At 66.1% G+C, this 19,817-nt stretch carries 16 protein-coding genes; 4 read left to right on the top strand and 12 right to left on the bottom strand.

The annotated features are described in order from the left end of the window. Positions 1 to 9: 9 nt before the first annotated feature. The 9 genes from U5760_RS11690 to U5760_RS11650 all read right to left on the bottom strand — a co-directional run bounded on the left by U5760_RS11690 (position 10) and on the right by U5760_RS11650 (position 11,726). Entirely contained in the window at positions 10 to 1,206 is a 1,197-nt protein-coding gene (locus U5760_RS11690) for a glycosyltransferase family 4 protein (RefSeq protein ID WP_322011901.1), read from the bottom strand. Further along, positions 1,203 to 2,702, bottom strand: a complete 1,500-nt coding sequence (locus tag U5760_RS11685; RefSeq protein ID WP_322011899.1) for a glucose-6-phosphate isomerase — start codon at positions 2,700 to 2,702, stop codon at positions 1,203 to 1,205. Before U5760_RS11685 ends, U5760_RS11690 begins: the two co-directional genes overlap by 4 nt. 2 nt (positions 2,703 to 2,704) lie before the next feature. Beyond that, on the bottom strand, positions 2,705 to 3,853 hold the full coding sequence (locus tag U5760_RS11680; protein ID WP_322011897.1) for a glycosyltransferase: 1,149 nt from the start codon (positions 3,851 to 3,853) through the stop codon (positions 2,705 to 2,707). A 33-nt stretch (positions 3,854 to 3,886) separates the two neighbouring features. Further along, a complete protein-coding gene (locus U5760_RS11675; protein WP_322011895.1) occupies positions 3,887 to 4,813 on the bottom strand; it encodes a glycosyltransferase family 2 protein in 927 nt (308 codons plus the stop codon). Positions 4,814 to 4,887: 74 nt separating this feature from the next. Continuing rightward, positions 4,888 to 7,116 carry a polysaccharide biosynthesis tyrosine autokinase gene (locus U5760_RS11670; protein ID WP_322011894.1) on the bottom strand — a complete coding sequence of 743 codons (2,229 nt, stop codon included), beginning with the start codon at positions 7,114 to 7,116 and terminating at the stop codon, positions 4,888 to 4,890. 61 nt (positions 7,117 to 7,177) lie between these two features. After that, positions 7,178 to 8,353: a polysaccharide biosynthesis/export family protein gene (locus U5760_RS11665; protein WP_322011893.1), complete on the bottom strand. Its 1,176-nt coding sequence runs from the start codon at positions 8,351 to 8,353 to the stop codon at positions 7,178 to 7,180. Continuing rightward, positions 8,341 to 8,805 (bottom strand): low molecular weight phosphotyrosine protein phosphatase, encoded by a 465-nt coding sequence (locus U5760_RS11660; protein ID WP_322011891.1) that lies wholly within the window; start codon positions 8,803 to 8,805, stop codon positions 8,341 to 8,343. The genes U5760_RS11665 and U5760_RS11660 overlap by 13 nt, the downstream gene beginning before the upstream one ends. A 32-nt stretch (positions 8,806 to 8,837) precedes the next feature. Next, positions 8,838 to 10,289 carry a UDP-glucose/GDP-mannose dehydrogenase family protein gene (locus tag U5760_RS11655; protein ID WP_322011889.1) on the bottom strand — a complete coding sequence of 484 codons (1,452 nt, stop codon included), beginning with the start codon at positions 10,287 to 10,289 and terminating at the stop codon, positions 8,838 to 8,840. Positions 10,290 to 10,346: 57 nt separating this feature from the next. Further along, complete coding sequence (locus tag U5760_RS11650; RefSeq protein WP_322011887.1) at positions 10,347 to 11,726, bottom strand: undecaprenyl-phosphate glucose phosphotransferase; 1,380 nt, start codon at positions 11,724 to 11,726, stop codon at positions 10,347 to 10,349. A 493-nt stretch (positions 11,727 to 12,219) separates the two neighbouring features. Here U5760_RS11650 and U5760_RS11645 point away from each other — a divergent pair, with 493 nt between their 5' ends. Then, positions 12,220 to 13,740 (top strand): mannose-1-phosphate guanylyltransferase/mannose-6-phosphate isomerase, encoded by a 1,521-nt coding sequence (locus tag U5760_RS11645; protein WP_322011886.1) that lies wholly within the window; start codon positions 12,220 to 12,222, stop codon positions 13,738 to 13,740. 99 nt (positions 13,741 to 13,839) lie between these two features. Here the strand turns inward: U5760_RS11645 and U5760_RS11640 are convergent, their stop codons facing one another. Then, positions 13,840 to 14,976, bottom strand: a complete 1,137-nt coding sequence (locus tag U5760_RS11640) for a transposase (protein WP_322011884.1) — start codon at positions 14,974 to 14,976, stop codon at positions 13,840 to 13,842. Between the two features lie 564 nt (positions 14,977 to 15,540). On the opposite strand from U5760_RS11640, the gene U5760_RS11635 reads away from it, so the two are divergent. Continuing rightward, positions 15,541 to 15,996 carry a DUF2501 domain-containing protein gene (locus U5760_RS11635; protein WP_322011883.1) on the top strand — a complete coding sequence of 152 codons (456 nt, stop codon included), beginning with the start codon at positions 15,541 to 15,543 and terminating at the stop codon, positions 15,994 to 15,996. A 142-nt stretch (positions 15,997 to 16,138) separates the two neighbouring features. Next, complete coding sequence (locus tag U5760_RS11630) at positions 16,139 to 16,594, top strand: hypothetical protein (protein ID WP_322011882.1); 456 nt, start codon at positions 16,139 to 16,141, stop codon at positions 16,592 to 16,594. A gap of 36 nt (positions 16,595 to 16,630) precedes the next feature. On the opposite strand, the gene U5760_RS11625 is transcribed toward U5760_RS11630, so the two are convergent. Next, complete coding sequence (locus U5760_RS11625; protein WP_322011880.1) at positions 16,631 to 17,218, bottom strand: DUF4337 domain-containing protein; 588 nt, start codon at positions 17,216 to 17,218, stop codon at positions 16,631 to 16,633. A gap of 557 nt (positions 17,219 to 17,775) precedes the next feature. On the opposite strand from U5760_RS11625, the gene U5760_RS11620 reads away from it, so the two are divergent. After that, complete coding sequence (locus U5760_RS11620; RefSeq protein ID WP_322012249.1) at positions 17,776 to 18,924, top strand: alanine--glyoxylate aminotransferase family protein; 1,149 nt, start codon at positions 17,776 to 17,778, stop codon at positions 18,922 to 18,924. A gap of 54 nt (positions 18,925 to 18,978) precedes the next feature. Here the strand turns inward: U5760_RS11620 and U5760_RS11615 are convergent, their stop codons facing one another. Further along, a complete protein-coding gene (locus U5760_RS11615) occupies positions 18,979 to 19,737 on the bottom strand; it encodes a class I SAM-dependent methyltransferase (RefSeq protein WP_322011878.1) in 759 nt (252 codons plus the stop codon). Positions 19,738 to 19,817 lie beyond the last annotated feature (80 nt).

The following is a 19,817-nucleotide window of genomic DNA, read 5'->3' as shown; positions in this document are numbered from 1 at the left end:
GAGTTTTTTTCAGGGAGCTTCTGCGCTCGGCAGTACGGCAGCCGCGAAACCGCGGTCGACCGCTTCCTCGTTCGCATCGCCGGCCAGTTGACGGTAAAGCGCAATGTATTGCGCCGCCATGCGCGCCCAGCCGAACGAGCCGGCCAGTTGCGCCGCGGCTTCGCCCATCGCGCGGCGGCGCGGGGTATCGTCGGCGAGTTGCTGCACGGCGTGCGCCAGCGCGGGCACGTCGTCGGGATCGGCCAGCACGATGCCGCAATCCGGCGTGATAATCTCCGCGCCGCCGGCCGTGCTGGCCGTCACGACCGGCAGGCCCGCCGCCATCGCTTCCAGCAGCGAGAGGCTCATTGCTTCGTAGCGCGAAGGAAAAACGTAGGCATCCACGGAACGCATGAGCTTGGGCATTTCGCGCACGAGGCCGAGAAAGTGCACGCGCGAAGCAATCCCCAGCGACTGCGCGAGCGCCGGATAGGGGCTGCCCGGCAGATAACCCGCCACCGCAAGGTGCACGCGCTCCGGCAGCGACTGCAGGGCATGCAGCACCGTGCCGAGATTCTTGCGCGGTGTGCGCAGGTCGCCCACGAAGAGCAGCAGGAACGCATCGGCCGGCAGCTTGAAGTTCGCGCGGTCGGCGCCGGCTGCTGCGAAAGCACGCGTGTCGACACCGTTGTAGATCACGTCCAGGCGCTCCACCGGATCGCCTCCCGAGGCGCGAATCTCGTCCGCCACCTTGCGGGATACGGCGGCAATCACGCGCGAGCGCCGGTAAGCCCAGCGCTCGAGCACGGCATTCGCACGCGTATAGACGTACTGGTAGGCCGACCACACGCCGCGCGTGAGCCCGAACGGGTAATACTTGCTGCGGGCCCAGCCGCCGTGCACGAAGTGGGCGGTGTTGACGTCCGCATGGGCCCAGGTGATGAAACCGTTCACGTGCAGCACGTCGTACTCGCTTCTGTGTCGACGCAGCCACAGCGCACTTCTGAGCGCGAACACCTGCTGGCGCAGCAGGTTGGTCGGCCATGCGCGCGAGGGCTGCACCGGCACCCACTTCACACGCGGATGCGCAAGCAGCTCGGGCGCGACGTGCGAGGCGATGAGCGTGACGTCGAACCCCTCCTCGAGCGCCGCGCGCGCGATTTCGTGATTGACGCGCCCCTGGCCGTCGTTATGGCGCACGACATGCGTGACGATTGCGATTCTCAATCGGGAACCTCCGTGATGCCGGCCTGGCGGCGCGCCAGATTGCGCCAGTGACCCGCGCTGAGTAGGGAAAAAACGCTGGAAAACAGCAAGAGCCCGCCCGTGCCGACGAGCGAGTTGGTAAAGACGAGCATGGCGAAGATCGACAGCGCGAGACTCAGGCACGCGCAGGCGTAGCGGTCTTCCGGCATGCGCAGCGCAGCGCGCACCGCACGCACCATGAGCCACAGCACGCCGCAGAGGTAAAGCAGCGTGCCGGGCCAGCCGAGCACGAACGGAATATTCATCACGCCACTATCGAAACTGCCGTACTTGCCAAGCTCGCCGTTGTTGCTGGAGAGCTTGGTGGAAGCGCCCGTGGCGCCCAGGCCCTCGCCGGTGACGTCGGTGAACGCCGTCTTCGCGAACTCGGCATAGAACTGGTTACGCGCCTCGTAGCTCTGGTCGTCGCTGAGATTGGTGAGGGTATTGAGGCGCTGCTGCATGCGATCCGCCACCGGGCCGACCATCAGGAGCGGCACGCACACCGCCGCCAGCACGAACGCGCTCGCGACGATGCGAATGCGCACGCGATTGCTGGACTTCATCAGCTGGATCAGCATGGCGATGGCCCAGCCGCCCCAGGTCGAGCGCACGAGCGAGAGCGCGAACGAGAAGAAGCCGAATGCGGCCGCCACCCAGCGCACGCGATGCTTCGCCGCCATCACGAACACCATGGCCCCCATCATCGCGAAGGCGAACGGCCCCGACGAATTCATCGTACTGAATACGCGCACGCCGTACGGTACGGGATCGCCCTGCGAGTTCATGTCCGAGCCGATCATCCACATGGCGTCCCACGGCGGCATCACGAAGAACTGCACGAGGCCATAGGCGCCCATCACGAGCATGCCGTAGATGAAGGTGTTGACGATGGTGTCGCGGCACTCGGGATACTGGCGCGTAAGCACCATGATGTGAAAGCCGATCAGGAGCGGATAAACCCAGTTCGCGAGATCGTATGCCGCCGCAGCCGGCCCGTTCGCCACGACGCCCACCACGAACGCGTAGGCGATGCCGAGGAGCGCGAGCAGCAGCGGCAAGCCGCGGCGCTGCGCGAGCAGCGGGTAGTAGCGCAGGAGCGAGATGCCGCTGATCATCGTGACCGCGAGCGGCGCCACCTGAATAAGGCTCGTGGGCGTGAAGGCGCCCTTGCCGTAGTCGGCCAGACGGCGCACTTCGGGGCTCAGGAACCACAGCCACCACATGAAGCCGATGTAGCGCACCGGGTTCACGAAGTAGAGCCATAAACCGACCGCCACCGAAAGCACGGGAAACGCGAGCGTGAGCACCGTGCCCTGGTGCGCCCCGATCAAGAGCGCCGTAATCAGCCACAGCGCCAGAGGCGGCAGCGTGTCGCGGCCCAGCGCGCGGCGCAGGCCCGAGGCGCGCGGTCCTTGCGCGGGCGCTCCGGAAGATGCGCCCGGCAGTACGCTGGAAACCGTGCCTGGCGTACTCATCGTCACATCCCTCGCGGCAGCTGGCGAGCCGAAGGCGTCCCGCCCGCCGACGCGGCGCGCGCATGGCGAGCCTCGTTCTCCAGCAGCATCTCGCGCGTCAACTGCACGTGCTGCTGCGCGTAATGCTGTGTCGTGAGATCGCGCTCGCGCAATTGGTCGCAGGCTTCGCGCGCCTGAGCGAGCGCGCGCGCCGGCTGCGAAACGAGCGCATTCACCGCTTCGCGCAACTGCTGCGGATCGAACGGCGCGACCCACGAAACGGCCTTCTCGTCGAAGTAGTCGTCGAGCGCGCCCACCTTCGTGGCGATCATCGGCTTGCCGAGCGCCGCGGCTTCGAGCATCACGGTAATACCCGAAGCGTGCGTATTGGGCCGCAGCGGCACGACGATCAGGTCGGCCCACTCGTAGAGCGCGCGCTGCTGCTGGAGGCCGGAAACGCGCACGATCTCCACGTTCGGCGCGCGCGCCGAAGACGGCATGCGCCGCCGCGTGGCGATACGCACCGCGTAGCGCGCGTCGTGGCCGAGCGCCTCGACGAGCGTGGTCCAGTCGCGGTCGCGGTCGTTGCCGATCGCGGCCACGCGCACGGGTTCATGCGGCCGCCACTGCGCAGGCGGGCACAGCGGAAAGTCGTGGGTATTGAGGCCGTAGAGCACCGTGCGCGCGTGGCGCCCGAAATAGCGGCCACACAGTGCGGCGTTTTCACTCGCGAGCGTGGTAAGCAGATCGGCACGTGCCAGCAGGCGGCGATAGAGCGCACGGCGTAATGCGCCGTAGCCCGCCCAGCGGTCGAGCAGCCACACGCTCTGCGCGAGCAAAAGCGGCCGGTCGCCCCCCTTCTTCGCGTGCAGGAGCAACAGCAACGCCACGGCCAGATGCTCCTGCTCCGTATGCGTCCAGATCACGTCCGAGCGCAGCAGCGCCCGGCGGTTGCGCCAGGTGTGGATGAAATCGAAGCCGAGCGTGGCTTTCAATGCGCGGCGCAGGAAGCGCATCGGAGCGCGTTCGTCCGCGTCCTCGGAGTAGTCGAGCGCGAACTCGTCCGACTCGGCGTGATGGTAGCCGTACAGGCAGCCGATATTCTCGCCTTTGCGATAACGGCGCGGATCCGCCCCGTAGAAAAGATGGACGTGGACTTGCATTCTGCTCATTCGGTGTCCTCCGTAAAATTCGTCAGCCGCCGCTTACGCGTGCGTGCGGCGTGCTTCGCGCGCGCCGCCGCGCACCGCGCGCCAGCGGGCCAGCGCGGCGCCCGGTGGCGTGCCGCCCGCAGCGCTCAGCGCCGCCAGCAGCACGCCCGGATAGACGCGCGTGCCGACGAGCGCGTACCACCACCACGCAGTCTCGCGATGCAGTGGCGGCAGATGGCCGCGCAGGATCAGGTGCAGGTTGAACGCCGCGTTGCGCATGGAAGCGAGTGTCTGCGCATTGCGCGGGTCCTCGCCGGGACGCGGCGCCGGGTAGTGATCCACTGCAACGTGCGGGTCGTACACGAGCTTCCAGCCCGCGCGCTTCACGCTCATGCTGAACGCCATGTCGTTATGGGTCTGCGCGCCCGTGCCGCGCAGGCGGCGGTCGAAACGCAGTCCGGCAATCGCGTCGCGCCGGTAGCTCATGTTGGCGCCCTTGAGCAGATCGACTTCGCGCGCGTCGCCCACGCCCAGGTGATGATTGCCGACGATGCGGCCCGAGCGCTGGAGCTTGCCCACCAGTTCCCGCTCGCCGTCCAGCACGCGGCCGTCTTCGTGCACCCAGTCGCGCCCGCCCAGGGCGCCGAGGCGCGCATCGGCCTCGAACGCGGCAGCGATGCGCTCCACCCAGTCCGCGCGCGGCGCGGCGTCGTCGTCGGTGATGGCGACCACGTCGCCCGTCGCGGCTTCGAGTCCGCGGTTGAGCGCGGCCACCTGCCCCGGCTCTTCGACGATCGCCACGTCCACGTTCAGCACGCGCGGCGTGACGTGGTCGGCAAGGCACGCGTGGGTGGCGGCGTCGTCGGCGCGTGCCACCACGACAATCTGCTCGGGTACGCGCGCCTGGCGCAGCAGCGCGGACAGGCAGCGCGCCAGATCGTCGGGGCGCCGGTAAGTGGGCACGAGCACGGTCACTCTCATTGCATGTTCTCCGCGTAGTTCTTTCGCCGGGTTCTTCAGGATCGGATCGATCCGTGCAGACATCAGGCCGGACATCAGGCGCTCAGGTATTCCTGCACGCCCGCATAGCCGTAGCCATAGTTGCCGCGTGCGCGCTGCGGCACGGCATTGAAGATGCCGCCCTGCACGCGCACGCCCGCCGTGCGCAGCCGCTTGAGCGTATCGGCGATCTCCCCTTCCGAATGCACGCCCGAGCGCAGCACGAGGAAGGTCGATCCCGCGTGGCCGCCGATGATGGCCGCATCCGTCACGGCCAGCACCGGGGGCGTATCGATCAGGAGTGCGTCATAGCGTTTCGACAGTCCTTCGATGTACTGATCGAGTCGCGGCGACATCAGCAGCTCGGAAGGATTGGGCGGGCGGCGGCCGCACGAGATGAAATGCAGGTTGTCCACTTCGGTCGCGCGAATCGCTTCGTCCAGCGAAATCTGGCCGGAAAGCAGTTCCGAGAAGCCGTTTTCCTGCGAGCCGCCCAGATAACGCTCCAGCGCGCCGCGCCGCATGTCGCCGTCGATCATCAGCACGCGCTTGCCGGAATGCGCGAGCAGCACGGCCAGATTGGCCGTGAGGAAGCTCTTGCCCACGCCGGGCACCGAACCCGTCAGCATGACCACGCGGTTGCGCGCATCCATCAGGCTGAACTGCAGCGAAGTCCGCAGGCTGCGCAGGCTCTCCACCGTAAGATCCTTCGGGCAGGCATTGGCGAGCACTTCGCGCAGGCGCGTGCCGCCGCGCACGGGACCGCGCTTCTCCAGCGCCAACTGCTCCGCCGAGAGCGGCACGATGCCGTACACGGGCAGATGGAAAGTGCGCTCGATCTGGTCGGCATCCACGATGCCCTTGAACAGATTGCGGCGCATCAGCACGAAACCGGTGCCGACGATCAAACCGAGCAGCGTCGCCGCCGAGATGATGAGCAGCTTCTTCGGCTTCGAGGGCTTGCCCGGGCGCATGGCCGCATCGACGATATGCACGTTGCCGCCCGTGCCCACGCGCTGCACCGAAAGCTCCTGAATGCGGTTGAGCAGCAGCACGTAGATGTCTTCGGCCACCTTGGCATCGCGCTGGAGCTGCACGGCCTTCACTTCGGTCGCGGGCAGATCGCGAAAGCGCGTGTCGTACTTCTGCTGCTCGCCTTCGAGCTGCGCCAGTTGCTGGCGTGCGGCGACGAGAACCGGATGCTGGTCGCCAAAGCGCTGTTCGAGCGAGGCGATCTGCAGCTTCATCGCCGAAATCTGCTGCTCGTACTGCACGCTGCCTTCCAGATAGATTTTCGCTTCGTCGCTGGCGTCGATCGAGCCGGACTTGCTTTGATACGCCGTGAGCGCGGCCTCGGCGTTTTCGAGGTCCGACTTCAGGCGCGGCTGCTCGCTCCTCAGGAAGTCGAGCATCTTGCCCGCGTCGGCCTGCTTGGTTGCCACGTGCTCGCGCAGATAGGACTGCGCGAGCGCATTGGCGATATCGGCGGCGCCTTGCGCATCGGTGTTTTCGAGCGAGATGTCGATTATGCCCGTCTGCTTGCCCTGCTCCTGCACCGTGATCGCGTTCTGGAACGCCGTCACGGCATCCAGATCGTTCATGCGCACCACCGTGAAGCGCGTGCCGGGCCGCGCGACCAGCTTGTTCACCAGCATCGACACGCCGTCGCCCTGGGCGGGCTCGCCCACCGCGCCTTCCAGCAGGCGTTCGCCGCTCGGGCCGGTGAGCGCGTAGCGCCCGTTCGGGAGCGCGGTGAGCGTGAGCTTCTGGCCTTCGAGCGAAGGCGGCACCTCCACCGAATCCACGTCGGCCACCTCGCCGCCCCAGGCGAACGAGGACAGGCCGAGCCAGGGCTTCGCGGGTTCGCCCGGCGTAGCGAGACGGCTGGCGAGGCTGCCCAGCACCGGGATCGTTGCCGGCACAACCGAGAAGTTCAGCTTGAACTGCTTGACGACCGGCTCGATCACGCTGCGGCTCTTGATCATCTCCATCTCGGCGTCGGTGGGCAGCGAGGTGGAGGAGCCGCTGTTGACCGAGGCACCCGTCTGCGTTTGCGTGAGCGCCTGCGACGTGTAGTCGGAGGGCTCGACGCGCACCTGGGTGTCCGCCGAATAGACAGGCTTGGCCACATAGCAGTAGAACACCGCGATGGCCACCACGGCCGCTGCGATGGCGATGAGCCAGCCGATGTCGTCGAGGATGACGCGCAGCAACTGGCCGAGGACCACGTCCTCTTCTTCGGTGCGGGCCGCGGGGGCCGCCTGCTGGGTGAATTGCGTGCTCACGTTACGTTTCCCCATGTCTCGTGTTGCGTCAGTTCAGCCTGAATCCGGAGTGTCGCGCGCGTCATTGCACGATCTCCTTCAGGTAGAAAACGGACTGGATGGTGGGCAGAACCTGCTGCAACAGGCGGTTGAAGGTGGTCGAAGCCGCGGTGCCGACATACACGACGTCCATCGGCTGCAGGTCGAAATGGGAGGACAGCATGATCGCGTCCGGCTTCGTCATGTCGAGGCGGTAAATCTCGGGATGCGTGGGGTTGTCCTTCATGCCGCGCATCACGAACACCTGGCGCGGATTCGCGTCGGTGTCGAGAATGCCGCCCGCCGCCGTGATCGCGTCGGCAATCGTGAAGCTGCCGCGGATGAGGCCCGCCTGGGTCGGCGTCTTCACTTCGCCCATCACGAACACTCTGCTGTCCGAACGATCCGGCACGTAGACCGTGTCGCCGCTTTGCAGCATCACGTCCTGGCTCGTGTCGCCCTGCTGGAGCATGCGGTTCGCGTCGAGCACATAGAGCTTGTGGTCGCGCGTGAGGCGCACGCGGTTGATGTCGGCGTTATCGGTCGCGCCGCCCGAACGCGTGATCGCGTCCGTCAACGTGAGCGGCACGTCGCTCATCGCGAGCGGCCCCGGCGTCTTCACGTCGCCCGCCACCTGCACCTTCTGGCTGCGGTAGGCGAGCACACGCACGTCCACCTGCGGATTCTTCACGTAGGGGCCGAGCCGCGCCGCGATCTGGTCGCGCAGCTGGCTGGGCGTCTTGCCCGCCGCCATCACGCGGCCCACGAACGGGAAATAGATCGTGCCGTCCGAGGCGACGGTCTGCCCATAGGGGTCGGCCTCGCCCGGCAGCGCGTTGGTGTACGGCTGCGTGAGCGTCTGGCCGAGCGTCTGCGTGGTGTTGCCACCCGTCGAGAAGGTCGATCCCTGCGGCGTCGAGAGCTCGGGATGGTCGTACACCGTCACGCCCAGAATGTCCTGCGGCGCGATGTGATAGACGTAGTCGGCGGGGCTCGCGTAACGCGACGGCGGCAGCGGTTGCGGCGGCGCCGACGCAGCGGCCTGCGCCTGCTGCACGATGAGCTGCGCATCGATCACACGCACCGGGTACGGCTGCTGCGTCTGGGTGGACGGCTGCTCCTGCAGGTTCGAGGTGTCGAGATAATTGCCGGGCGCCGTCGCGCACGCCGACACGAAGGCGCAGAGCGCCAGTACACAAGCGAGTTTCATCCTTGGCATATGCGGCTCAACCATCCCTTCACCATTCGATCCATCAATTCGAGACTCTCCAGATACGCACCCTCGTGCAGGCCGTGCGGATCCACAACGTCCGATTTCTCCCAGTTGCCGAGCGCATAGACCTTGCCGCGCGCGGTCGGCACCATGCGCTCGACGGCCAGCACCTGCCGGTATTCCGTGACGAGCACGAGGTCCGCCGCGCGCACGAGCCGGCTCGTGAGCCTTCTTGCGCGATGCGGGCCCACCTCCACGCCGCGCTCGGCGAGCAGGCGCTGCATCACCGGATCCATGTCGTCGCCTTCGCGGGCACGCAGACCCGCCGAGTGGATCGCTCCCTCCCGGGCGAGCGCATGTTTGCCCGCTGCCTGGCGGGCAGCGGCGCGAAACAGCTGCTCCGCCGCCGGCGAACGGCAGACGTTGGCATGACAGACGATCAGCACGTCGTTGACCATGGCACCTCCCTCATTCCTGCTAGCGGCCGCGCTCAGGCCGCACCTGCCGGCACCACCGGCGCCGCCGCTGCCGGCGATCCCGCGCGCGCGGCGATTTCGGCCCGCGCGCGGCTCGACTGCGCAGCGCTCGCTCGGCCCACCGCGTGGTACTCGATACCGAGCTCCTGCAGCGCGGGCGGATCGTAGAGATTGCGGCCGTCGAACACGATCGGGGCCTTGAGACGCGTTTTCAGCGTTTCGAAGTCCGGTGCCTTGAACACCTTCCATTCCGTGACGACCACCACCGCATCGGCGCCGCTCGCGGCCTCCATCGCGTCCGTGACGAAGGTCAGCCGCTCGCGGTGTTCGGGCACGGCGGCGAGATCGAACGCGAGCACGCGCTGCGCCTCCTCGGTCGCCACCGGATCGTAGGCGCGCACGCGGGCTCCGCGCGCAAGCAGTTCGGCGATCAGCGTGCGGCTCGGCGCTTCGCGCATGTCGTCGGTATTCGGCTTGAATGCGAGCCCCCAGACGCCGAAGGTGCGGCCCGTGAGATCGGAGCCGAAGCGCGTGACGATCTTCTGCGCGAGCACGAGCTTTTGCGCCTCGTTGACGGACTCCACCGCGCGCAGGATCTGCAGCGGCTCGCCAAAGTCTTCGGCCGTGCGCATCAGCGCCTTCACGTCCTTCGGGAAGCACGAGCCGCCGTAGCCGCAGCCCGCGTAGAGAAAGTCGTAGCCGATGCGCGGATCGGAGCCCACGCCGCGGCGCACGGCCTCGATGTCGGCGCCCACGCGGTCCGCCAGGTTGGCCAGTTCGTTCATGAACGAAATACGCGTGGCGAGCATGGCGTTCGCCGCGTATTTCGTGAATTCGGCGGAGGGCACGTCCATGTAGAGCGTGCGTTCGTGATTGCGGTTGAACGGCGCGTAGAGACGCTTCATCAGGTCTTTCGCGCGCTCGCCCGGTACGTCGTCGGCGCAGCCCAGCACGATGCGGTCGGGCCGCGCGAAGTCTTCCACCGCCGCGCCTTCCTTGAGGAACTCGGGGTTCGAGACCACCGAAAACATGTGCGTCTCGCCGCGCCGGCGCAGCTCGCCCGCGATGGCGTCGTGCACGAGCGCCGCCGTGCCCACCGGTACCGTCGATTTGTCGACGATCACCTTGAAGCCGCTCATGTGCCGGCCGATGTTGCGCGCGGCCGCGAGCACGTATTGCAGGTCGGCAGAGCCGTCTTCGTCGGGCGGCGTGCCCACCGCGACGAACAGGATGTCGCCGTGCGCCACCGCCGCCGCGACATCGGTGGAAAACGTGAGGCGCCGCGCGCGCCGGTTGCGTTCGATGATCTCCTGCAGGCCCGGCTCGTGAATCGGCACGACGCCTTCGTTGAGCAGGTCGATCTTGCGTGCATCCACGTCGAGGCAAAACACGTCGTTACCGATGTCGGCAAGACACGCGCCCGTGACGAGACCCACATAACCGCTGCCTATGATCGTCAGATTCATGACCACCTCAAAGTGTGATTACCCGTTGTCCTCGCGCGCGGCGCGAGGCGCTTCGCCTCAATAGGCGTTTTGTCCTGCGAAGCCCTTCCACATCGTCATCGCGACGATCTTCAGGTCGAGCGTGAAGCTCCAGTTCTGCATGTAGTGCAGATCGAAGCGCACGCGGTCGCGCATCTTTTCCACGCGGTCGGTTTCGCCGCGAAAGCCGTTGACCTGGGCCCAGCCCGTGATGCCCGGCTTGATGCGATAGCGGTGCATGTAGCCGCGCACGAGGTTCTTGTAGATGTCGTCGTGTTCGAGCGCGTGCGGGCGCGGTCCCACCACCGACATCTCGCCCTTGAGCACGTTGATGAACTGCGGCAGCTCGTCGAGGCTCGTGCGGCGCAGGAAGGCGCCCACGCGCGTCACGCGCGGATCGTTGCGGCGCGCCTGCGTGACCTGCCCCTGCGTTTCCGCATGCGCCTTCATCGAGCGGAACTTGTAGATCTCGAACTCGTTGCCGTCGAGCCCCTTGCGGCGCTGACGAAACATCACGGGACCGCGCGAATCGCACTTCACGGCAATCGCGATCACGGCGAAGAGCGGCGCGAGCGCGGCGAGCACGCAGGCAGCGAACAGGCAGTCGAAGGCGCGCTTGGGCAGCACGCGCAGGTCCGTGATCGGCGAAGCCGCAAGATTGATGGCCGGCACGCCGAGCAGGTCCACCACGGGCTGGTTGAAGAGCGAGAGCGCGCGCACGTCTGGAATGAAGCGGATATTCACGAAGTCGTGGCGCAGCTCCGTCACGATGCGGTGAATCGTGCGTTCCTTCGAGATCGGCAGCGCGAGCCAGAGCTCGCGAATGCCGCGCTCGCGCACCTGCTGGAGCATGGCCTGCAGATTGCGCTCCACCGGCACGCCATCCACGTCGGCCTCGCCATCAGCGTCGCTGTCCTCATCGAACAGCAGTGCCGGGCGGAAGCCGGCATCCGGGCGGCTCTTCATCTGCTCGATGAGAAAGCGGCCATAGCGATGACCGCCCGCCACGGCCACGTCGCGCTGGTTATACCCTTCGCGGCGCAGGCCCTTGAGCACCATGTACACCAGCGCCTTCGAAACGATCAGGAATGCGACCGTCGCCACGGCCCACAAGACGAGCCAGACGCGCGAAAGCGAATCGGCGCGGTGCACGCTGAAGCTGAGCAGGATGCCGGTGGCCTCCACCGCGAGCCACGCGGCGCTCACGCGCGCAAACAGGTCGTAGAGCGACTTGCCGCGCCACGACTGGTAGATGCCGAACGCGGGGAACATCCAGATTGCGAGCAGGCAGTTGAACGCGAGCGCCACGCTCTCCACGTCGCCGAGCGGCGCTAAATGGCCGCGATGCAAGGCGGCCGCCACCAGGGCGCCGACAGCAATGGCGGCAACGTCGATGATTCTGGCAAGAACGCTGAGCATGTCCGGCACCTCGGTTTGAAAAAGTGGATCGCAGCCCCGCACCTGTGCGGTGGCCGTCTCCTCGTCATTCTGGGAATACGGCACCTGGTCCCGCCGGCGCCGCTAAATCGGATCCGAATAAACCCTAATAAAGCGCGATAAAAATTGATTCCGCAAGGCACAAAAGTATCTCGAAATGTTTCGGGTATTCCCGGAGGTTTTTCGTCGAATTTTTTCGGCAAGTTTTGCGCGAACGCGCACTGCACAGCCATTCCCGAGCATGCATTTCCGGCACATTTTTCCGCACTTTGCTTCCTCTGACGCGAATTTCGAAGCGCCAGCAGAGGCTCATCCGGTCATTTTTCCTGGATTTTTTATCGAATGGATGTGCGAATAAAAATTCGACTTTTATTTGAAGAGAATATTTTCCGATTTCTTATTTGCATTCCGGTTTATTACCGATTTTAAGCATGCTACAAATCGCATCACCGAAACCCCCTTTCAGGAGATCGAGATGACGGATACGGGTTCCGCAACAGTGCCGGCGCGTGCGACCGAAGTGCGCGCAGAATCGCGCAGCGCGCTGCAGGTGTGCCCCGTGGTGCTTGCGGGCGGCGCGGGCTCGCGGCTGTGGCCCCTGTCACGCGAGCAATACCCCAAGCAGATGATCAATCTGGTGGGCGAGCATTCGCTGCTCGCGGAAACGGCGATGCGGCTCGACGCCCTCTCCGGGCGCGTGGCGCTCGCCGACCAGTTGCTGATCGTCTGCAATGAAGAGCATCGCTTCACGACGGCCGACCAGGTCCGCCAGGCCGGCAAGCGCGCCCGCCTGATTCTCGAACCCGTAGGGCGCGACACCGCGCCGGCGCTCACGCTGGCCGCGCTGTCGATCGTGGCCGAGCATCAGGACGGCATCCTCGTCGTCATGCCCGCGGACCATGCGCTCGCCGACCTCGACGCATTCCAGGCCGCCGTTGCCGAAGGCGTGCGCCAGGCGGCGGCCGGCCATATCGTCACGATGGGCATCGTGCCCACCCGCCCCGAAGTGGGCTACGGCTACATCCACGTGGGCGAGCCCATCTCTTCCACGGAACCCGGCGGCGCGCGGCGCCTGAATGGCTTCGTCGAAAAACCCTACTTCGAACTTGCACAGCAGTACGTAGCATCGCAGCGCTACTGGTGGAACAGCGGCATCTTCATCATGCGCGCCTCGACGTGGCTCAAGGCCATCCGCCACTTCCAGCCCGCCATCTACGACGCCTGCGCCGCGGCCACCGAACGCGGCACCCAGGACGGCGACTTTTTCCGCGTGGATCGCGAAGCGTTCGCGCACACGCCGTCGAACTCCATCGACTATGCGGTCATGGAGTCGCTCGCGGGCGACCCCTCGGTAGCGCACGGCGTGGTAGTGCCACTCGCGGCGGGCTGGACCGACCTCGGCTCGTGGGACACCGTGTGGCAGGTCTCGCCGAAGGACGACGAAGGCAACGTGGCGCAGGGCCGCGTGATGTTCGAAGGTGCGAGCGACACGTTCGCCCACTCGGACGGACGGCTGATTGCGTGCCTCGGCACGCAGGATCTCGTCGTGGTGGAAACGGCGGACGCCGTGCTGGTGGCCGACCGCTCGCGTGCACAGGACGTGAAAAAAGTCGTGCAGCGCCTGCGCGAAGCACGCGGCAGCGAGGCCGTCACGCACCGCCTCGTGCATCGCCCGTGGGGCCACTACGATTGCGTCGACGGCGGCGAGCGCTTCCAGGTGAAACGCATCGTGGTCGAACCGGGCGCGCGCCTCTCGCTGCAGATGCATCATCATCGCGCCGAGCACTGGGTGGTCGTGCGCGGCACCGCGCTCGTCACGCGCGGCGAGGAACGCTTCATCGTCTCCGAAAACGAGTCGGCCTATATCCCGCTCGGCGTCGCGCACCGGCTGGAAAACCCCGGCAAGATGCCGCTCGAAATCATCGAAGTGCAATCGGGCTCGTATCTCGGCGAGGACGATATCGTGCGCCTCGACGATCAGTACGGGCGACAGTGAGCAACGTGGGAGACGCGCCTGGCTCATCGCCTTGCGCGTCTCCCGCGGTTTTGCTCAATCCGGTTTTCCCCAACGCGTGTTGGTCTTACGACGCGTCGCTCAGCTTGCGCGCGACCCGGCAAGCGGCCTGAAATGCGCTTCGGCAGTACGGCGTTCGCCACTGCATGCCGACGCATTCGCATCGCGGCCATCAGCAGGCGGCAACAGCGCGCCTGAAGCGGAATAGCGCTGCAACGGCGCATGCCGGACGTTGCCCGGCGCCGCGACACTGCCCGGCACGGGACGCGTGACGACGCCACCGGACACACGCGCAGCGCCGTGGTTAGCTTGCGAGACAGGCGCGACGCCCGGCTCGCCATGACACTCATGCTCGATCCAGGAGCGCGCCCAGTCGAAGGCGAAATGCTTGGCGCCATCGCGATCCTGGAACGGCGGCCCGATCAGGCCCGAGCGCTCGAGGCGCTTGCCGTCCTTGTGGATCTCCACCGCCGCGCGATACATGCGGTTGCGCACCGGCTGCACCGTGAGATGCATCACGTAGCCGTGCCACTCGGCCACCTGGACCGACTGCGCGGACTGCGGCGCACCGCCGCCGTCCCGGCCCGGTACGCGGCGCGCGGCCGCCGGACTCTCGTCGCGCGGCCCCGCTAACGTTTGCGCGGCAGCGTTGGCAGAAGATGCGGAAGCCTGTGTGCGTGCGCGCACGGCATGCGCGCGTTCCGTCCTGCCCGGATCGGGAGGATCCGTGCGCGCGAGCTGGCGCGTCATGCTCTCGATGGGATCGGCAAGCACGGCAGCCACCGCACAAGCCGGTGCCTGAGCGGGTGCCTGCCAGGCTTCGGGACTCTTCCAGTAAACCGCCGGCAAGCCATCGTCTTCCACCGCCTCGACAGCGACGGCTTCCATGGCTTGCGCAGCAGCCGGCACACGCGGCACGGCAGGCTCCGGCACGTAGACGAAGTTGCGCCCCACCACACTGAGGCGCTTGACGATCTCGATCAGCGTGCCGTTCATGTGCCATTCGTCGAAACGGCGACGGCACGTGGGACCGGACGGATATCGCGCGGGCAGGCGCGACCACGATTCGCCTGTGCTCAAGATCCACAGGACGGCATTGGCCACCACCCTCGGCTCGGCGCGGGGGCGGCCGCGACGATTGAGCCTGATGGGCGGTTCATCGGCCACGAGCGTAGACACCAACGTCCATTCGTCATCGCTCAGTTCTTCGAAATTCATGCTGTTCTCCACGCAGCCGGACCGGGGCTGCAGTGACTGAGTCTTTCACTCGCGGATCGTGGTTGTCCGCGTTGGAATACCCGGTTGCACCATATGCTTATCTACCTGGTTCATTTGCGCTCATCGCTGCACTCGGGCTGTGCAGATGTTCACGTTATTGACGCAAAGAACGTGGTCTCACTCGTGCATGGGAGAATTTGTGCAGGAAGCATACCACCTGAAACCAGCCACGAGGAGGGTCGTAATAAGTGTTACGGTTAGAAACAAAGTCGCGCGCCGGACGGCGTGAATATTGTCGAAAAACCCGTGTAAGCGCGTGATTTCTTGCTTCAGCGTCATTCGTGACCCGTCTCGTGCGGTATGCGAGTGGCATGCCCCGTATGCCCTTCGCGATGCCTGCGCACAGCACATTTTTCTCATCTGATGTTGTGCATGCAACAAATGACACGATGATGACCACGCCGGGCGCCGGGTTGCACCTTGCATATTCCGGCCATGTTCACGCGGCGCGCATGCGAATCCCTCTATAGTGCTGAGGCGTCCTGTCACTCTGGAGGAAGAGGTATGCAAGCATCTGTCCCTCGCGTCGCTGCCGCCGTGGCCATCGCTCTCGTTCTGCCCTGGAGCGCCGCCTATGCGCAGCTCGGCAACCTGCTGAACCAGGGCGGCGGCAGCTCGGGTTCGGCCGGCAATGCACTCGGCAACCTGGGTGGACTCGGCGGTGCGGTGCCGGGCGCCTCGCTCAGTTCGAACAGCCTCGGCAATGTCACAGGACTGCTCCAGTATTGCATCAAGAACAACTACCTCAGCGGATCCAGCGCGGGCGGCGTGAAAGACTCGCTGCTCAGCAAGCTGCCCGGCGGCGAGAACACCACCGATAGCGGCTACACGCAGGGCAGCAACGGTATTCTCAGCGCAAGCAACGGCTCGCAGGTGGATCTCTCCGGCGGCGGCCTCAAGGAAGCGGCCACGCGCCAGGTGTGCGACAAGATACTGAGCCAGGCGAAGTCGATGCTGTAATCGACGAAGTCAAAGCCGCCCGCCAGCGCGGGCGGCATGTGGCGCAGCGCGCATTGCCGCGCAATTTTTGTGCCGCGCCCCTTGAACATGAACGGCGTTCGGGTGTCGAATGGGTTATCCGGGTGTTGCAGTCGTTACCACCATGTTTGCGCGCCGCCCCTTCGTCATCGGGTTTCTGGTCCGGCTCTTCGCGGGCCTCGCTGCCCTCCTCGCGCCGCTGTTCGCACATGCGGACGCTCACGACGAGCAGTTCGACTGCCGCTCGAATCCCCATACCTTCATTTCGTCGCTAATCGACGAAAAGTCGATCGATCCGCAACCCAGCCGGGTCGAAGCCAATTCGGTCAACGCGTTTCGCCCGGTACACGGCAATCAGCTCAGCGCGTTCGGTTTTCCCATCTATGTCGTGATCGGCTACGAGCGCGACGACACGCTGTTTCACCACGGCTCGGGAAAAGAGATCGAAGCGCCGCTGTACGGCGTGGTGGTATCGGCGCCCGCGGACTCGGTGCGCCTGCGCCTTTCCGAAGGCAATAGCGGCGCGACGGTGAAAACCGTCGTGCCGTTATTGCTGACCGCCATCGTCTGCGGCGGCTAGCGGCCGATTGAAGTCAGCCGGCGGCCATGGCGCTTTTCAGGGCGCGAAAAAGGCCAGCGCGCCCAGCACCACGCCAACCACGGCAATGCCGATGGAAGCATAGAGCAGCCAGCGGCGCCGCGTGAGCAGCGTAATGGCCGTGAGCGCGATCGAAATCTGGATCGCCGTGGTGGCCTGCGCCCAGCGGTGATGGCCGTGCATGAGCGCCTCGCTGCGCGCGTCGTCCTGCGCCACGGCCTTTTCCAGCGCCTCGGCGTTGGCGCGGATCGGCTCCTTCTGCTGGCGATATTTATCGACGTCGGCGGCGAAGCGGCTACGCGCTTCGGGGTTGTTCGCCGATAACGCCGCGCCCAGTTCCGCGAGATTTTCCTTCTCGCCCTTCGCCTGATAGTACGCCCACTGATTCGCGGCCTCCGTCTTGCGGATGGCCGCCTCGTTCTTGTAATAGAGCGCGAGATTTTCGCTCGTGCCGCTCTGGTAGGCAAAGATCGCGCCGACCGACGCGAGGATCGCCGTCATCACCGCCATGCGGCTCGCGAACGAATCGCCGTCGCCATGCCCACCGTGGCCTGCATGCTCGACCGCATGATCGTGCGGCCCGTGCACTTCGTACTCTTCAGACATCCCAGAACTCTCCGATAACACCCGATCAGGCGCGCGCCTTCCGGGCGCGCTCCCTTCTTTCGGGAGCGTCAATTATCGTGAGCGCAGCCGGCTTGTCCAGTAGGCAATATGCATCGACGCAGCGCGAAATACCGCGGTTATGAAACAGAAAGCGAATCGTATGATTTAACGCATGAGGCAGGCGGTCCGAAACGAAAACGGCCCGCGAGACTGCCGAGCCTGAACAGCCGGCGGGCTTTTCCTTTCGGAAACTCGCGGCACGACGCTGCGACTGTTCACAGAAAATCGCCGCAACTGTACATGGCCAGACCGGGCGCGCGAGACAACACTGCACGATTCCCTTCTTGCCCGCGCACACTGCCCGGGCTGCATCAACCCCGTCTGCAAGGTATGCCATGAACGACACCACGCTTCGCCCCACGCCCGTCGACACAGAACGCCACCTCACGGTTGCAGCGGCGGCGGCCTGGGCCGCGTCCGGGTCCGGGTCCGCCACGGCAGTGCCCTGCCCCGCAGTCGAAGCGCTCGACGGCATCCTGCCCGACGAGCCGCTCCTCATGATGGGCGCCGGCCCCGTGCCGATTCCGGCGGCGGTGGCCAAGGCCAACTCGGTGGTGATCAACCACCTGGGCGACACCATGGCGCGCGTGATCCACCAGGTGAAGGCCATGGCGCGCTATGTGTTCCAGACGCGCTCGAACTGGGTGCTGGGCGTGGCGGGCCCGGGCTCGGCCGCCATGGAAATGGCCGTCTCGAACCTCGCATGGCCTGGCACGCGCGTGCTCTCCATCGTGAATGGCTTCTTCAGCCATCGCATGGCGGAAATGGCGCGGCGCGTGGGCGCCGACGTCGAAACGCTCGAAATTCCCGACCGCGAAATCGCCTCGCTCGAAGCCGTGGCCGAAGCCATCGCGCGCACGCGGCCCGCGATCGTCACGATCGTGCACGGCGAAACGTCGAACACGGTGTGGAACCGCCAGTTGCAGGAGATCGTGCAGATCGCCAGGGCGGCGGGCGCGCTTGTCGTGGTGGATGCGGTGTGCACGCTGAGCACGATGCCGCTCGACATGGACGCATGGGGCATCGACGTGGTCATCACGGGCGGCCAGAAAGGACTGTCGTCGATCCCGGGGGTTTCGCTGATCGCGTTCTCGGACGCAGCCTGGGCACGCGTGCGCGAGCGCACCGCCCCGAACACGCACTGGTGCCTCGACGCCACCCTCGCCGAAAACTTCTGGCACAAGGCGGGCTACCACTACACCGCGCCGGTTTCGGGCGTGCTCGCGCTGCACGAGGCGCTGCGGCTCGTCTGCATGGAAACGCTGGAAAAACGCTTCGCGCGCCATCAGCGCTGCTCGCTCGCGCTTCAGAGCGGCGTGGCCGCGCTCGGCCTCGCGCTCTATACCCCCGAAGACTGCCGCCTGAATTCCGTGGTGGGCATCGGGCTGCCGGACGGGATCACGCCGCGCGCCGTATGCGATCACATTTCGCAGCAGTATCAGGTGGAGATCGCCGGATCATTCGGTCTGCCTATCGTTCGCATCGGCCAGATGGGCGAACAGTGCCGCGAGCACAACCTGTTTCGCACCGTGCACGCGCTCGGCCGCACGATCCGCGATCTCGGCGGCAAGGTCGATCTGCCCGCGGGCGTGGCCGCGCTCGAAGAATCGCTCTCGGCAGCCGTGCGCGAGACGCGCCGCGGCTAGCGCGTTGTACGGGCCTCGCGCGCGGCGTCCGCAAGGAGAACGGGCTTAACGTGTTTACGCCCGTCGCGCGCGAATGCAGAGGAAAGCCGGCGCCAGTTCGAGTTCGGTATGCAGCGCCGGGGCCACCGCTTTCATTTCCGGCGCGGGCCGAGGCTCCACCAGCCGGTCCAGGACCCAGCCCGCCGCGCTCAGGCCATTGACGATATCCGCAAGCGGGCGCCGGAACGCCTCGATATACGGCTTCGGCTCGCCGAAGCCGCCCCAGTGCAGGCCGAAGCGCGTCGTCTCGAAGTAGCTGCGCTCGCCGCGCGTGCGCGTGTCGATCCAGTCGCGCATGGGGTGCGCCATCGAAAAGACCAGTTGCGCGCCGGGTTTCGCCACGCGGTGAAACTCCGCGAACACGGGCTCCAGCGTCTCCACATAATCAAGCGCGAGCGAACACACGATGCGCTCGAACGTGCCATCGGCAAGCCAGTCGAGCGGCCGCCCCAGGTCGCCCAGCACCACGTCCACGGGCAACCCCTCGCAATGCGCCTTCGCCAGCTCGATCATGGCCGGCGTCACGTCGAACCCCTGCACGCGCGCGCCCGCGCGGGCCAGCTTCGCGCTCAGGATGCCCGGACCGCAACCGGCGTCGAGAACGGTCAGCCCCGCCACCTCGCCGAGCAGCGCCGCCGTAGCGGGGCGCTCGTAGAGCGCGTTGTGCGGCTTTTCGGGCACGCGTTGCGCATAACGGTCGGCGAACTGCGTGTAGTTCGCGCGGCCGGGGAGTTCGTTCGGATCGGCGGGAGGCGTCGTTTTTTCGGAGGACATCGGCTGGGCAAACGGAGTGAGAAAAACGCCATTGTCCCGCGTTTCCGGGGCTTTGCTCCAGTCCGCACCCGCCCGGGTAC

Source organism: Paraburkholderia sp. J12, from assembly GCF_905220215.1.
Taxonomy (GTDB): Bacteria; Pseudomonadota; Gammaproteobacteria; order Burkholderiales; family Burkholderiaceae; genus Paraburkholderia.
Note: the sequence above shows the minus strand (reverse complement) of the source record. Positions and strands in the feature narration are given on the sequence as shown.

Coding starts and splice junctions, on each gene's coding strand:
- U5760_RS11685 (WP_322011899.1), bottom strand. CDS start 2,702: ATGAGTACGCCAGGCACGGTTTCCAGCGTACTGCCGGGCGCATCTTCC.
- U5760_RS11680 (WP_322011897.1), bottom strand. CDS start 3,853: ATGAGCAGAATGCAAGTCCACGTCCATCTTTTCTACGGGGCGGATCCG.
- U5760_RS11675 (WP_322011895.1), bottom strand. CDS start 4,813: ATGAGAGTGACCGTGCTCGTGCCCACTTACCGGCGCCCCGACGATCTG.
- U5760_RS11665 (WP_322011893.1), bottom strand. CDS start 8,353: ATGCCAAGGATGAAACTCGCTTGTGTACTGGCGCTCTGCGCCTTCGTG.
- U5760_RS11660 (WP_322011891.1), bottom strand. CDS start 8,805: ATGGTCAACGACGTGCTGATCGTCTGTCATGCCAACGTCTGCCGTTCG.
- U5760_RS11655 (WP_322011889.1), bottom strand. CDS start 10,289: ATGAATCTGACGATCATAGGCAGCGGTTATGTGGGTCTCGTCACGGGC.
- U5760_RS11650 (WP_322011887.1), bottom strand. CDS start 11,726: ATGCTCAGCGTTCTTGCCAGAATCATCGACGTTGCCGCCATTGCTGTC.
- U5760_RS11645 (WP_322011886.1), top strand. CDS start 12,220: ATGACGGATACGGGTTCCGCAACAGTGCCGGCGCGTGCGACCGAAGTG.
- U5760_RS11640 (WP_322011884.1), bottom strand. CDS start 14,976: ATGAATTTCGAAGAACTGAGCGATGACGAATGGACGTTGGTGTCTACG.
- U5760_RS11635 (WP_322011883.1), top strand. CDS start 15,541: ATGCAAGCATCTGTCCCTCGCGTCGCTGCCGCCGTGGCCATCGCTCTC.
- U5760_RS11630 (WP_322011882.1), top strand. CDS start 16,139: ATGTTTGCGCGCCGCCCCTTCGTCATCGGGTTTCTGGTCCGGCTCTTC.
- U5760_RS11625 (WP_322011880.1), bottom strand. CDS start 17,218: ATGTCTGAAGAGTACGAAGTGCACGGGCCGCACGATCATGCGGTCGAG.
- U5760_RS11620 (WP_322012249.1), top strand. CDS start 17,776: ATGATGGGCGCCGGCCCCGTGCCGATTCCGGCGGCGGTGGCCAAGGCC.
- U5760_RS11615 (WP_322011878.1), bottom strand. CDS start 19,737: ATGTCCTCCGAAAAAACGACGCCTCCCGCCGATCCGAACGAACTCCCC.